The organism is Thermoactinospora rubra (genome assembly GCF_002093975.1).
Lineage (GTDB): Bacteria > Actinomycetota > Actinomycetes > Streptosporangiales > Streptosporangiaceae > Nonomuraea > Nonomuraea rubra_A.
Genome location: NZ_KZ084328.1, coordinates 96,380 through 108,560 on the forward strand (window position 1 = coordinate 96,380; position 12,181 = coordinate 108,560).

Below are 12,181 nucleotides of genomic sequence, written 5' to 3' on the forward strand. Positions count from 1 at the left end.
TCCATAGTGGTGCAGTCGTCCTCAAGGGGGAGCCAGGTGACCTCGGCCAAGTTGACCGCAGCCGCGTGCGCGGCCCTGCTGCTCGTGTCGGCCTGCGCCGGCCAGGGCACCGCGGGTTCGCCCACCGACCGGCCGCAGAGCGCCACCCAGCCCTCCGTGACCTCGGAGCAGACCCCCGCGCAGACGCCCGCGCAGACCCCCGCCCAGACGGCCGCCACCGGCGAGATCACCCACAGCGACAACGTCAGGCTGGTGGCCAACCTCCCCCGCCAGGCGCCGCTCAACGGCGCCATGGACTGGAACTCCGACCTGGCCTTCCAGGGTGAGTACGCCTACGTGGGCAACTTCGGCGGCTTCTCCGTCGTCGACATCGGTGACCCCGCCAAGCCGAAGGTCGTGAGCGTCGTGCGCTGCCCCGCCCAGCAGAACGACGTGTCGGTCTACGGTGACCTGCTGTTCCTGTCGGTGGACGAGACGCGCAGCGACGCGACGTGCACCTCCAAGCACGGCGACGCCTGGGAGGGCATCCGGATCTTCGACATCAAGGACAAGAAGGCCCCCCGCTACGTCGGCGCGGTGGCCACGCAGTGCGGCTCCCACACCCACACCATGGTCCCCGGCAAGGACCCGGACACGCTGTACATCTACGCCTCCTCCGCGGGCCCCGAGCCGGAGTCGAAGACCTGCCGGCCGCCGCACAAGTCGATCCAGGTGGTGGAGGTCCCGCTGAAGGACCCGGCCCGCGCCAGGGTCGTGGCCCAGCCCGACATCTTCCCCCTGGGCCAGAAGGACTCCTTCTTCACCGGCTGCCACGACGTGACGGCCTTCCCCGAGAAGAACCTGGCCGCCGCGGCCTGCTACGGCGACGGCGTGCTGCTCGACATCTCCGACCCGGTCCGCCCGAAGGTCCTCCAGCAGGTCCGCGACGAGCAGAACTTCGACATCTGGCACTCGGCGACCTTCAACAACGACGCCACCAAGGTCGTCTTCAGCGACGAGTTCGGCGGCGGCGGCATGGCGACCTGCAACAGCCGCATCCCCAGGACCAAGGGCGCCAACGCGATCTACGACATCGTGGACGGCAAGCTGGAGCGGCGCGGCTACTTCAAGATGCCCAGGGAGCAGACGGCCAGGGAGAACTGCGTGGCCCACAACGGCTCGCTGCTGCCGGTGAAGGGCCGCGACATCATGGTCCAGGGGTGGTACCAGGGCGGCGTGTCCGTCTGGGACTTCACCGACTCGGGCAACCCGCGGGAGATCGGCTTCTTCGACCGCGGCCCGTCCACCGCGCGCACGCCGATCGCGGGCTCCTGGTCGGCCTACTACTACAACGGCTACATCTACTCCAGCGACATCCTCCAGGGCCTGGACGTCATCGAGATCACCGACCCGCTGACCGATCCGGCCAGGAAGGTGCGGATGGACGACTTCAACGTCCAGACCCAGAAGACGTACTAGCTAGCGGGGGTCCAGGTCCTTGGCCGAGCGCTCGGCGAAGACCTCCATGGCCTGGCGGGTGACGGGGCCGGGGGCGGCGGGCAGCACGGTGTCGTCGACCATCCTGATCGGCTGCACGTCGCGGGTCGTGGAGGTCAGGAACGCCTCCTCGGCCTCGTACAGGGCCCGCAGCGGCACGTCGGCCTCCTCGCCGCCGTACCACTCCAGCACCAGCGCCCGCGTCACGCCGGCCAGGCAGCCGGAGTCCAGGGTGGGGGTCAGCAGCCGCCCGTCCTGGACGATGAAGACGTTGGAGCCGGTGCCCTCGCACAGGTTGCCCGCGAGGTTGCCGAAGATCGCCTCTCCGCCGCCGCGCGCCTTGGCGTAGGCCAGGGCCTTGGCGTTGTCGCCGTAGGAGGTGGACTTCACCCCGGCCAGCGCGCCGCGCTCGTTGCGTGGCCAGGGCACGACGGTGACGTTGGCCGTCGGGGGGAAGGGCGGCTGCTCGTCGACGATGACCACGGTGGTGGTGCCCTGCGTGCCGCGGTCGGAGCCGAGGGGGCCCGGGCCGCTGGTGTAGGTGACACGGATGCGGCCGAGCGCCCACCTGGGGGCCGCGGCCAGCAGCTTGCGCACGCCGTCGGCGATGGCCTCCAGGTCGGGTTCGGGCAGGTCCATGCGCCGGGCGCTGAGCGCGAGCCGGTCGAGGTGGCGGGTAAGCGCGAAGGACTCCCCGCCCACGATCTTGATCGTCTCGAACACGCCGTCGCCGACCATGAGCCCGTGGTCCCACACCGAGACCTTGGCCTCGGCGGGGGCGAGCAGTTCCCCGTTGACCCAGACGGGAACGTTCATATGACACCTTCCGAAGCTAGTGCGATCAGCCGCGAAGCCTTCAGCTCGGTCTCCAGCCACTCGCGCCGGGGGTCGCTGCCCCAGGTGATGCCCGCGCCCGTGCCGAAGCGGAGCACCTGGGAGGAGATCCAGAACGTGCGGATGCCCACGGCCAGCGCCGCCGTGCGCCGGTCGGCGTCGACCCAGCCCACCGCCCCACAGTACGGCCCGCGCGGCACGGGTTCGAGCTCATTGATGATGCGCAGGGCCGAGGATTTGGGCGCCCCGGTCACCGAGCCGGGCGGGAAGGTGGCCGCGAACAGTTCCGGCCAGCCCACGCCGTACGGCAGGCGGGCCCGGACGGTGGAGACCAGGTGGACCAGGCCGGGGTGCTGCTCCACCGCGCACAGCGCGGGCACCTCCACCGAGCCGACCTCGGCCACGATGCCCAGGTCGTTGCGGACCAGGTCGACGATCATCACGTTCTCGGCGTAGTCCTTGGCCTGCAGGTCGGCGGCCGTCCTCCCGGTGCCCTTGATGGGGCGGGACTCCACGACGTCGCCGTCCCTGCTCAGGTACAGCTCCGGGGAGGCCGACACGACGGTCAGCCCGGGCAGGCCGACGAAGGCCGCGTGGGGGGCGGGGTTGCCCTCGGCGAGCCGGTGGGCCAGCGCCAGCGGATCGGCGCCGGGCGGCAGCGGGGCGCTCAGCACCCGGCACAGGTTGGCCTGGTAGACCTCGCCCTGCTCGATGTAGTGCCTGATGGTGTCCACGCCGCGCTCGTAGGCGGCCTGGTCGAGCGAGCTGCGCCACCGCTCGGGGCGGGGGCCGCGCCAGGGGCCGGCGGGCGGCGGCAGGGGCGCGGGCCGTACCCGGTCGAAGCGGGCGCAGGTCACCTTGCCCTCGTAGTCGACGACGACGGCCCACCAGCCCTCGCCGTCGAGGGCGGCGAGGTCGGTCGTGACGTCCCGCAGGCCGGTGGCCAGCAGTCCGCCGACGTGGGCGAGGCTGTCGTGCACTCCCCTATTGTCCCAGGACTTCGACGAGCTCCAGCGCGGCGGGGAGCGGGTTGCCGGGCAGCGCCGCGTAGACCTTGCGCCGCGGCCCGCCGCCCGTCAGCGGCCTGATCACCACGCCGTCCGGTACGGCTCGCGCCGCCAGCCGGGGCACGAGCGTGACGCCCAGCCCGGCGGCCACGAAGCCGAACTTGCCCGACCACTCGGCCACCCGGGGGCCGCGCAGCGGGGTGAACCCGGCCGCGGCGCAGGCGGCGACCAGTTGCGTGGGCTGGCCGCGCGGGGCCGCCTCGATCCACCGCTCCTCCGCCAGCTGCCGCAGGTCGAGCACGTCCTCATCGGCCAGGGGGTGGCCGGCGGGCAGCGCCACGAGCAGGTCGTCCTCGCGCAGCTCCACCAGCGAGGCCGGGGCGACGGCGCCCACCTGGCCGGAGGGGTAGTCGCTGACCACCGCGACGTCGAGCGCCCCGGAGTGCAGGCCCTCCAGCAGGCGGCCGCTGAGCGCCTCGGTGAGCCTGACCTCCACGTCGGGGCGGCGCGCGGCGTACTCCTTCAGCGCCCTGGGCACCAGGTCGATGTTGGCCGTGGCGAACGCCCCCACGCGCAGGGTGCCGCCGAGCCCGGCGTGGATGGCGGCCAGTTCCTCCTCGGCGCGGTCCAGGCGCTCCAGGACGGCGGTGACGTGCCGGTGCAGGGCCGCTCCCGCGGGCGTCAGCCGTACTCCCCTGGCCAGCCGTTCGAACAGCGGCCCGCCGGCCTCCCGTTCCAGCGCGGCCATCCGCCGCGAGACGGCCGACTGGGTGTAGCCCAGCAGCTCGGCGGCGGCGGTGAAGGACCCGGTGCGGGCGATCTCGTCGAACAGGCGGAAGGCATTCGCGTCAAGCATGGCTGGCATGCAATCTAGTCGTTTGTGGAATGCCTCGCGAATCCGCTTTGCTGGGACACGTGATTGCATTCCTGGGACAGGGGCGGATGGGTGTCCCCATGGCCCGGCGGCTGGCCGAGGCGGGACACGAGGTGACGGTGTGGCGGCGCGGCGCCGGGATCGGCCCCGCGCAGGCGGTGGCGGGCGCGGAGCTGGTGATCACCATGCTGCGCGACCCGGCCGCGGTGCGCGAGGTGCTGGCCGCGGCGCTGCCCGGCCTGCGGCCCGGCGCGACGGTGGTGGAGATGTCCACGATCGGCCCGGAGGCCGTCAGGGAGTTGCGGGCGCTGCTGCCGGAATCGGTGGGTTTGGTCGACGCGCCCGTGCTGGGCAGCGTCGGGCCCGCACGAGAGGGCACGCTGACCGTGCTGGCGGGCGGCGACGTGTCGGGCTGCCGGGAGGTGCTGGAGGTGTTCGGCACCGTGCGCGAGCTGGGCCCGCTGGGCGCGGGCCAGGCGATGAAGCTCGCCGTCATGAACGTGGTCGTGCCCGCCCAGGTGCTCGTCGCCGAGGCCATGGCGTACGGCGGGGCGCACGGCTTCGCCCCCGCCGACGTGCTGGACGTGCTGGCGGCGATCCCCCTGGGCGGCCTCGCCGAGCGGTTGCGCGAGCCGTCGCGGGAGACGCGCTACGCGCTGGCGCTGGCCGCCAAGGACCTGCGCCTGGGCGCCTGGCCGGGCGGCACGCTCGCCTCGGCCGCGCTGGGCCGGCTGGAGGAGGCCATGGCCGCCGGGTACGGCGAGCGGGACCTGACGGCGATCGCCACGCACGTGACCGGGTCGGCGGCGCGGCCCCGCGCGGTCCCGGTCAACCCGCCCGCCGTGCCGGCGACCAACGGCATGTACTCCCACGCCGTCCGCGCCGGCTCCACCCTCTACATCTCCGGGCAGGTCGCCCTCGACGAGAACGGCGAGGTGATCGGCGAGGGCGACATGGGGGCGCAGGCGGAGGCCGTCTTCGCCAACATCGCCAAGATCCTCGCCGACCAGGGCGCCACGTTCGCCGATATCGCCTTCATCCGGACCTACCTGACGGACATGGACCGGCGGGCGGAGTACGGCAAGGTACGGCGCCGCTACATCACCGGCACCCCGCCCGCGAGCACGACCGTCGAGGTGTCCCGGCTGTTTATGCCGGGGCTGCTGCTGGAGGTCGACCTGGTGGTCAGCCTCGCCGCTTGACCGCCACGACCGTGTAGGGCGTGTCCGGCGTGGGCGTGGTGGTGAAGCGGGCGTTGGGCAGGTAGAGCCGCCCGTGGAAGGCCGCCACGGTGGTGGGCACGTCGAAGCGCGGGTCGGTGATCCGCGTCTGGACCTCTCCCGAGGAGCCGTCGGCGGCCAGCTTGAGGACGGCGACGGTGTTGAGGCGGTTCTGCACCACGTAGAGGGTGGTGCCGCGCAGCAGCAGGCCGTCGCCGTTGGCCAGCGACTCCCCGCCGATGTCCACCTCCGTGGTGGCGCCGGTGCCCGTGTCGACGCGGAACAGCTTGCCGGTGTTGGACTGGACGACGAGCAGGCCCCTGCGATCGGGGGTGGGGGCGATGCCGTTGGCGTTGACGCCGGTGCCGTACCGGATGGCGCCGGTCAGCGGGAGCCGTTCTGCGGCCTCGGGCAGGGCGCCGCGCGGGCCGAGGGGCAGCTTGTAGAGCACGGGGTTGGTGGAGTCGGTGAACCAGGCGGCGTCGCCGGTCAGGACGACGTCGTTGACGAACGCCGCGCCCTCGGCCAGGCGGTAGGTCTTGAGCAGGGCGCGGGTGCGCAGGTCGTAGACCCGGGCCTCGACCGAGACCCCGCCGGCCACGAACAGGCGGCCGCGGGCGTCGGTCTTCAGGCCGACGGCGGGCCTGTCGCCGGGGCCTTCGACGGCGACCTCGCCCTTGCCGCTGCGCAGGTGGATGCGGTAGACGGAGCCGGTGGCCAGGGAGCCGACGTAGGCCACCGGGCCCGGGCCGATCGCGATGCCCTCCGGACGCCAGCCGTTCGGGAGGGGGATCGTGTCGGGGAAGGACCTGCCGGGGTCGGCCTGCGCGGGGGCGCCCAGCGGGGCGACCAGGAGGGCGCAGGCCGCGGCGAGAATGATCCTGAGCCTCATGCGGCCACGATGCCGTGCGGCTCGTGGATCTCGTCAAGGGGGCGGCGGGCGGCTCCCAGGAAGTTGGCAGGATCCGTTCACGACGGTGACGTCAGGCCAGCGGCCCCGTCACCGCCTCCACCGCGGCCACCACCGAGCCGTCGGCCACCAGGCGCACCGCGGCCTCGATCTCCGGCGCCAGGAACCGGTCGGTCCCCGGGCCGGGGACGCTGTCGCGCAGCAGCCGGACCACGGCGCCGGTGGCCGGGGCGGGGTCGAGCGGGGCGCGCAGGTCGATGGCGCGCGCCGCGGTGAGGATCTCGATCGCCAGCACCCTGGTGAGCCCGTCGACGGACCGGCGCAGCTTGCGCGCGGCGTTCCAGCCCATCGAGACGTGGTCCTCCTGCATGGCCGAGCTCGGGATGGAGTCCACGCTGGCGGGCACGGCCAGGCGCTTCATCTCCGAGACGATCGCCGCCTGCGTGTACTGCGCGATCATGTGGCCGGAGTCGACGCCCGGGTCGTCGGCCAGGAACGCCGGCAGCCCGTGGTTGCGCGCCACGTCCAGGAAGCGGTCGGTGCGCCGCTCGGCCATGGAGGCGACGTCGGCCGCGACGATGGCCAGGAAGTCCAGCACGTACGCCAGGGGCGCGCCGTGGAAGTTGCCGTTGGACTCCACGCGGCCGTCGTCGAGCACGGCCGGGTTGTCGACGGCGCTGGCCAGCTCGCGGGAGGCGACCTGGGCGGCGTGGGCGACGGTGTCGCGGGCGGCCCCGGCGACCTGGGGGGCGCAGCGCAGGGAGTAGGCGTCCTGGACGCGCGTGCAGGCGGCGGGGTCGCGATGGCTGGCCATGATGCCGGAGCCGGCGAGGATCTTGACCATGTTGGCGGCGGCGAGCGCCTGGCCGGGGTGCGGGCGCAGGGCCTGCAGCTCGGGGGCGAAGACCCGGTCGGTGCCGAGCAGGGCCTCCACGCTCATCGCCGCGCCGATGTCGGCGGTCTTGAGCAGCCGGGTGAGGTCGTCGATGGCCAGGATCAGCATGCCGAGCATGCCGTCGGTGCCGTTGATGAGCGCCAGGCCCTCCTTGGCGGCCAGCTCGACCGGCTCGATGCCGGCCTGCTTGAGCGCCTCGGCCGCCGGGACGACATTTCCGGATTTGTCGCGCACGACGCCTTCGCCCATGAGCGTCAGCGCCACGTGCGCGAGCGGCGCCAGGTCGCCCGAGCAGCCCAGCGAGCCGTACTCGTGGACGACCGGGGTGATCCCGGCGCTGATCAGCCCGGCCAGCGCCTTGGCGGTGGTCGGCCGGACGCCCGTGTGGCCGGTGGCCAGCGTGTGCAGGCGCAGCAGCATCAGCGCGCGCACGACCTCGGTCTCCACCTCGGGCCCGCTGCCCGCGGCGTGTGAGCGCACCAGGGAGCGCTGCAGCTGGGCGCGCAGGGCCGGGTCGATGTGGCGCGTGGCCAGCGCGCCGAACCCCGTGGAGATCCCGTAATGCGGGACCGGGCTCTCGGCCAGCTCCTCCACCCGCTGCCGGGCCGCCGCGATCGCGGCCACCGCGTCCTGCGTCAGCTGGACGGCGGCGCCCCCTCGCGCCACCCTGATCACATCGGTGAAGCTCAGCGGCTCGGGACCGACGTTCACGACTCCGTTGTCGCGCATCTTCGCACTCTCTCGCTTCAGGTAACCGGCGTATGCGATGTTAGCTCCTTACAGCCGGCCGCCGACAGCCGGCTCCTCGCAGGCGAACGTCGCCGCCAGCCCCTCCCTACCCTCCTCCGTCACGACCACCGCGCGTGGCGTCCTGCCCCTGACCAGCCAGCCCGCCGCCATCAGCGCCTCGGTGACGGCGGCGCCGAGGGCTCCGCCCAGATGCGCGCGCCGCTCGGTCCAGTCCAGGCACTCGGGCGCGAACCGCCGGCGCGACCGCCTGGCCTTGGCGACGTCGACCCCGAGGTCGGCCAGCACCCGCTCGCCGCGGTCGGTCAGCTCGCCGTGCCGCAGGTAGCCGCGCTCGCGCATGCCGTCCAGCAGGGCCACCCCGGCGCGGCCGGCGAGGTGGTCGTAGCAGGTGCGGGCCTCCGCCAGCAGCCTGGCCTGGCGCGACTGGCGCAGCGACGTGACCGGCGTGCGGCGGCTGATGCCCGCCAGCGTCTCGAGCACCTCGGCGACCTCGTGCCCGGCCAGGCGGTAGTAGCGGTGGCGGCCCTGCCGTACCGCCTCCACCAGGCCGCCCTCCAGCAGCTTGGCCAGGTGGGAGCTGGCGGTCGCCGGGCTTACCCCCGACAGCCGGGCCAGCTCGCCCGCGGCCAGGGCGCGGCCGCCCAGCAGGGCGTTGAGCATGGTCGCGCGCGAGGGGTCCGCGATGAGCGCCGCGACCGGCGCGATGTCGGCTTCCATGCCCCTGACGGTACGCCGGGGACCTTTCGGCCGGCGTCGAAGAGTGAATCCGGTTTGGGGAGTCGGCCGGGATTCGCTAGAGTTCTCTGCGTCGCCTCCAACGGCGGTGACGCGGAAGTGGCTCAGGGGTAGAGCATCACCTTGCCAAGGTGAGGGTCGCGGGTTCGAATCCCGTCTTCCGCTCGGAGCTTCCGGCTCGGTGGAGTGGCCGAGAGGCGAGGCAGCGGCCTGCAAAGCCGTCCACACGGGTTCAAATCCCGTCTCCACCTCAGCGCCGGCACGACGGCGCGCGGACGATTAGCTCAGCGGGAGAGCGCTTCCCTGACACGGAAGAGGTCACTGGTTCAATCCCAGTATCGTCCACCAGGTCAGAGGGGCTCTTCGGGGCCCCTCTTCGATCTTCGAAGTCGATGGGAGCCCATCGGGGAACCACCTCAGGCGGACGCTGCTTTCCGGCTGCGCCGAAGGCGGTCCCGAGCCCCGCCGCATTGGTGATCTTGCGGAAGCTCCGCCGGACGTTCGCGGCGTCCAACGATGTTCCGGCGCTGGTGCGGAACACCAGGCCGTGATCCTGCCATGCCTCGCCCGCCTCGAGCCTGTCGGCGGCCTGGCGGGCGTGATGGCGCCTCGAACCCGATCCGATTGACACGGCCCATACGACGGCTCGGGAGATCGAGGAAGAAACGGGACAGTCCGCCTCGTGTCGCGTCGTCTGTAAACACGAAAGCCCGAAGCGATGATTCGCTTCGGGCTTTCGTGCCGGTCACGAGCGGTGGACGGCGGCCGTCTATGCGATGGAGCCGGTCCAGTGCTGGGCGGCGGCGTCGTAGACCACGCGCACCTCGCCGTCGAAGTACGGGGAGACGCCGGTGTCGTAGCGGTTGTCGCCGTCGGTGTCGGAGACACTGATCGTGATGCCGCTGAGGTAGCCGATGCGGTTGTCCTTGCTGTAGCGGTACAGCCAGGACGAGCCGAGAGAGCCTTCACCGGCGAACGGGGAGTCGACGCCGATGGGCTGCTCGGCGGGGAGGTCGACGAGCTGCATGGCGAATGTCGAGCCGGTGGACCATTCGAGGCTCTGGCCTGTGGAGGGCCGGGTTCCGTCGGGGTTGGAACCGGCCGGGCAGCCGCAGACGTCGACCGAGGAAAACGTCGTCTGGTTGTAGGCGAGGCCCTGCCCGCCGACGTTGTCGGCCGGCCTCCCACTGTCGGTCGGCACACCGGAGGAAGACGAGACGACGCCGTTGTGCACGTTCACGAAGGCGAAGTCGCGGTCGTAGTCCGCGTACGTGCCGAAGTCGTAGTGGGCGACGGCCCGCTTTCCGACGTACAGGCCCCACGGGGTCGCGCCCTCGGAGTAGCCGGGAACGAAGACCCGGTTGCCGAGTGTGGCGCCATAGCGCCGGGTGTCGTACACGCAGTGACCGGCCGTGGCGACGAGGTTGCGGTAGGCCGACTGTATGGCGGTGCCCGTACACCAGTGCGGCCGGCCGTCGGCACCGACGAAGAACACCTTGCCCGAGGTCGTCGGCAGTTCCCCTTCGGCGAAAGCGGGCCCGGCACCGGCGGGACGTAGCCGGGCTTGGTGTCCGGGACAGGCGGGGTGGACGCGCGTTCCCCGTGGACCACGGTCTGCACGGCATAGGGTGTGGCGTTCTTCAGATTGGCGCCCCCGTCCGCGAGCCAGAACGCCGCAACCTGCTGAGCGGTCGCCGCATCGGAGGCCAGAGGGGCCGTCACCACGCTCGCGGCCTGAAGCGGCGCGGAAACGGCGGTCGTACGTCGGATGTAGAGAATTCGACCAGGTCCACCGGCGCGGGCCAGGGCAACCGGAACCGTACGGTTACCGGACGCACCCGAAGGCGGGAGCATCGGCAAGCGCGGGTCAGGGCGCGTCGAGGGATCGGCCATGCGCGGCGGCGGCGACGTTTCCCGGCATGCGGCCGAAGATCCAGCTGTGGAAGGGGGAGATCAGCCACCAGTACAGGTGGCCGAGCAGCCCGTGCGGGTGGAACAGCGCCCGCTGCCGATACCAGGTGCCCCCACCCTCCGCACCCGCGCCGCCCTCTGTGCCCACGCTCAGCTCCAGCCAGGCCAGCCCGGGCAGCCGCATCTCGGCGCGCAGCCGCAGCAGGTGGCCCGGCTCGACCTCCTCCACGCGCCAGAAGTCGATGGCGTCGCCGACCCGCAGCCGCCGGGGGTCGCGCCGGCCGCGCCGCAGCCCGACCCCGCCGACCAGCCTGTCCAGCAGGCCGCGCACCCGCCAGGCGACGGGCAGCGAATACCAGCCATTCTCGCCGCCGACGCCCTCGATCACCTCCCAGAGCGCCTGCGGGCCGGCGTCCACGCGGATGCTGCGCTCGTCCACGTAGAGGCTGCCCCCGGCCCAGTCGGGGTCGGTGGGCAGCGGGTCGCTGGGCGCGCCAGGCGTCGAGGCGGAGGACCAGCGAGTGGCCACGTCGGCCTCCTTGATCTTCTGCAGGGCCAGCGAGACGGCCTGCCGGAAGCCGATCAGCCCACCGGGCGGGTCGGGCACATAGGCGGCGATGTCGTGCTCATGGCAGGTCGCCTGCCCGCGCAGCGACTCCACCAGCGGCCTGGCGATGCTCGCCGGCACCGGCGTCACCAGCCCCACCCAATGGCTCGACAACCACGGGCTGAGCAGGGGCACCGGGATGATCACCCGTCGCGGCAGCCCCGCGATCTCGGCGTACCCCTGCATCATGCCGGCGTAGCTGAGCACGTCAGGACCGCCGATGTCGAAGGATCGGTTCACCTCGTCCGGCAGTCCCGCCCAGACGACCAGGTAACGCAGCACGTCACGGACGGCGATCGGCTGGGTCAGGCTGCTCACCCAGCGCGGGGTGGTCATCACCGGCAGCCGCTCGGTCAGGTAGCGCAACATCTCGAAGGAGGCCGAACCCGACCCGATGATGACCGCCGCCCGCAGCACCACCGCCGGGACCGCGCCGTCCAGGAAAATGTCCGCTACCTCGCCGCGCGAGCGCATGTGCGGCGAGAACGTCGGCCCCGCGCTCAGCCCGCCCAGGTACACGATCCGCCGCACCCCGGCGGCCGCGGCGGCGGCCGCGAACGACCGCGCCGCCTCTCGATCAACGGCGGCGAAGTCCCGGCCCTGGGCCATGGTGTGGATCAGGTAGTACGCGACCTCGACCCCCTCCAACGCGGCTCTGGTCGCCTCGGGGTCGCGGGCGTCGGCCTCCACGATCCGTGTACGGGACGCCCACGGCAGGTCACGCAGGCGGGCCGCCGAGCGCGCCATGCAGCGGACCTCGTGCCCGGCGGCCAGCAGCTCGGGCACCAGGCGGCCCCCGACGTAGCCGGTCACCCCCGTGACCAGGCAGCGCGCCATCCCCGTCCCCCTGTCCGTGACCTGCCCTCCGACCTGGAGCCAACGTTCCCCCACCCCCGCCCCTCATGCGCCCCGGCTCGGCTTCCGCTCCGGCGCGGCTCGCATACAGTGGCAATGAGACCATG

The 12,181-nt window shown here is 72.6% G+C and carries 10 protein-coding genes and 3 tRNA genes; 5 read left to right on the forward strand and 8 right to left on the reverse strand.

All coding sequences use genetic code 11. The features are described from left to right. Positions 1-36: 36 nt before the first annotated feature. A complete protein-coding gene (locus BSB02_RS07765; protein WP_084958010.1) occupies positions 37-1,458 on the forward strand; it encodes an LVIVD repeat-containing protein in 1,422 nt (473 codons plus the stop codon). On the opposite strand, the gene BSB02_RS07770 is transcribed toward BSB02_RS07765, so the two are convergent. Genes BSB02_RS07770 through BSB02_RS07780 form a run of 3 tightly spaced genes read right to left on the reverse strand, consistent with a single transcriptional unit; the run spans position 1,459 to position 4,173 of the window. Beyond that, positions 1,459-2,292, reverse strand: a complete 834-nt coding sequence (locus BSB02_RS07770) for an aminotransferase class IV (RefSeq protein ID WP_084958011.1) — start codon at positions 2,290-2,292, stop codon at positions 1,459-1,461. Beyond that, positions 2,289-3,290 (reverse strand): chorismate-binding protein, encoded by a 1,002-nt coding sequence (locus BSB02_RS07775; protein WP_084958012.1) that lies wholly within the window; start codon positions 3,288-3,290, stop codon positions 2,289-2,291. Before BSB02_RS07775 ends, BSB02_RS07770 begins: the two co-directional genes overlap by 4 nt. Positions 3,291-3,294: 4 nt before the next feature. Beyond that, entirely contained in the window at positions 3,295-4,173 is an 879-nt protein-coding gene (locus BSB02_RS07780) for a LysR family transcriptional regulator (protein WP_169729370.1), read from the reverse strand. Positions 4,174-4,232: 59 nt separating this feature from the next. Here BSB02_RS07780 and BSB02_RS07785 point away from each other — a divergent pair, with 59 nt between their 5' ends. After that, entirely contained in the window at positions 4,233-5,393 is a 1,161-nt protein-coding gene (locus tag BSB02_RS07785) for a Rid family hydrolase (protein ID WP_240506258.1), read from the forward strand. Here the strand turns inward: BSB02_RS07785 and BSB02_RS07790 are convergent. The 3 genes from BSB02_RS07790 to BSB02_RS07800 form a co-directional block, all read right to left on the reverse strand. Further along, positions 5,377-6,303 (reverse strand): SMP-30/gluconolactonase/LRE family protein, encoded by a 927-nt coding sequence (locus tag BSB02_RS07790; RefSeq protein ID WP_084958015.1) that lies wholly within the window; start codon positions 6,301-6,303, stop codon positions 5,377-5,379. The genes BSB02_RS07785 and BSB02_RS07790 overlap by 17 nt on opposite strands. A gap of 91 nt (positions 6,304-6,394) precedes the next feature. Beyond that, positions 6,395-7,945 carry a histidine ammonia-lyase gene (hutH, locus tag BSB02_RS07795; protein WP_084958016.1) on the reverse strand — a complete coding sequence of 517 codons (1,551 nt, stop codon included), beginning with the start codon at positions 7,943-7,945 and terminating at the stop codon, positions 6,395-6,397. Between the two features lie 48 nt (positions 7,946-7,993). Continuing rightward, entirely contained in the window at positions 7,994-8,683 is a 690-nt protein-coding gene (locus BSB02_RS07800; RefSeq protein WP_084958017.1) for an ArsR/SmtB family transcription factor, read from the reverse strand. Positions 8,684-8,794: 111 nt separating this feature from the next. Between BSB02_RS07800 and BSB02_RS07805 the strand changes: the two genes are divergently transcribed. The 3 genes from BSB02_RS07805 (at position 8,795) to BSB02_RS07815 (ending at position 9,049) form a co-directional block, all read left to right on the forward strand. Then, positions 8,795-8,866: transfer RNA gene (locus tag BSB02_RS07805), tRNA-Gly, on the forward strand. 15 nt (positions 8,867-8,881) lie between these two features. Beyond that, positions 8,882-8,952 (forward strand) — tRNA-Cys (locus BSB02_RS07810). 22 nt (positions 8,953-8,974) lie between these two features. Then, positions 8,975-9,049: transfer RNA gene (locus BSB02_RS07815), tRNA-Val, on the forward strand. Positions 9,050-9,470: 421 nt separating this feature from the next. Here BSB02_RS07815 and BSB02_RS07820 read toward each other — a convergent pair. Together BSB02_RS07820 and BSB02_RS07825 are read right to left on the reverse strand one after the other, a co-directional pair. After that, positions 9,471-10,196, reverse strand: a complete 726-nt coding sequence (locus BSB02_RS07820) for a trypsin-like serine peptidase (RefSeq protein WP_240506259.1) — start codon at positions 10,194-10,196, stop codon at positions 9,471-9,473. A gap of 372 nt (positions 10,197-10,568) precedes the next feature. Further along, a complete protein-coding gene (locus BSB02_RS07825) occupies positions 10,569-12,056 on the reverse strand; it encodes an SDR family oxidoreductase (RefSeq protein WP_084958018.1) in 1,488 nt (495 codons plus the stop codon). Positions 12,057-12,181: the final 125 nt, after the last annotated feature.

Bases quoted from the DNA above. Each gene is read 5' to 3' on its own strand.
- BSB02_RS07800 (WP_084958017.1), bottom strand. From the start codon at position 8,683: ATGGAAGCCGACATCGCGCCGGTCGCGGCGCTCATCGCGGACCCCTCG.
- BSB02_RS07770 (WP_084958011.1), bottom strand. From the start codon at position 2,292: ATGAACGTTCCCGTCTGGGTCAACGGGGAACTGCTCGCCCCCGCCGAG.
- BSB02_RS07825 (WP_084958018.1), bottom strand. From the start codon at position 12,056: ATGGCGCGCTGCCTGGTCACGGGGGTGACCGGCTACGTCGGGGGCCGC.
- hutH (WP_084958016.1), bottom strand. From the start codon at position 7,945: ATGCGCGACAACGGAGTCGTGAACGTCGGTCCCGAGCCGCTGAGCTTC.
- BSB02_RS07780 (WP_169729370.1), bottom strand. From the start codon at position 4,173: ATGCTTGACGCGAATGCCTTCCGCCTGTTCGACGAGATCGCCCGCACC.
- BSB02_RS07790 (WP_084958015.1), bottom strand. From the start codon at position 6,303: ATGAGGCTCAGGATCATTCTCGCCGCGGCCTGCGCCCTCCTGGTCGCC.